Source organism: Pseudomonas sp. NPDC087803, from assembly GCF_044742995.1.
In the GTDB taxonomy this organism is placed as follows: domain Bacteria; phylum Pseudomonadota; class Gammaproteobacteria; order Pseudomonadales; family Pseudomonadaceae; genus Aquipseudomonas.
In genome coordinates, this window is sequence record NZ_JBIUVO010000074.1 from 22215 (window position 1) to 23216 (window position 1002).

Consider the following 1002-nt stretch of genomic DNA (forward strand, 5'->3'; position numbering starts at 1 on the left):
ATGCGGATGATTTTCTTGGCTGCGTCCTGTTCTTCCAGGCCTGCCGATTGAATCAGGAATACGAACGGTCCAGCGCTGCCATCCATGATCGGGACTTCGGACGCGGAGAGCTCGACGTAGGCGTTATCGATGCCCAGGCCAGCCATGGCCGAGAGCAAGTGCTCTACCGTGTCCACTTTGACGTCGCCGTTGATCAGCGTCGTCGACATAGTGGTTTCACCGACGTTTTCCGCGCGGGCAGGGATCTGCACCACAGGGTCGAGGTCAGCGCGACAAAACACAATGCCAGTGTCGACAGGCGCAGGCTTGAGGGTCAGGTAGACCTTCTCCCCGGAGTGCAGGCCTACACCTGTGGCACGGATAATATTTTTCAGTGTGCGTTGTTTAATCATGGCTTGGGCCGCTTCAGCGCAAATTGCGAACTGGTATCAACAAAGGCTGGCGATAATAGCAGACCGAGCCTTTGCTGAACACCAATCACCGTCATAGCCCTGATACATTCCATCAATCGGCCTGACGACGCAGGAATGCCGGGATGTCCAGGTAGTCCAGATCGTCCTGCGGGTTCATCTTCGCGGCAGTCGCAGCACCGGCCTGAGCCTGGTTGCGCATGACGGTCGGACGATCCAGGTCACGGTAGTTCACCGCCGGAGCTTCCTGACGCGCAGGAGCCGGTTGTTGAACCTGAGCGGAAGCCATGGAGGTGTGAACGGTGTTGTCGATGACCTTCACAGGCTTCTCGATTTTCGCGCCCAGACCGGTGGCAACCACGGTGACGTGCAGTTCGTCGCGCATGTCCGGATCGATAACGGTACCGACCTTGACCATCGCGTGCTCGGAAGCGAAGGCTTCGATGATGCTACCCACGTCGGAGTACTCTCCCAGAGACAGGTCAGGACCGGCGGTGATGTTCACCTGGATGCCGCGTGCGCCTTGCAGGTTCACGTCTTCCAGCAGCGGGTTGCGGATGGCCGCTTCGGTCGCTTCACGTGCACGGTTCGG

At 58.9% G+C, this 1002-nt stretch carries 1 protein-coding gene and 1 pseudogene; both read right to left on the minus strand.

Annotated elements, in window-relative coordinates; genetic code table 11:
• Positions 1-392, minus strand: a 392-nt coding sequence (locus ACIOUG_RS23870) for a UDP-3-O-acyl-N-acetylglucosamine deacetylase (protein ID WP_401069136.1), incomplete at its 3' end; no start/stop codon positions are given.
• Positions 393-504: 112 nt separating this feature from the next.
• Positions 505-1002 (minus strand): annotated as a pseudogene (locus tag ACIOUG_RS23875) (cell division protein FtsZ); the annotation flags it as partial.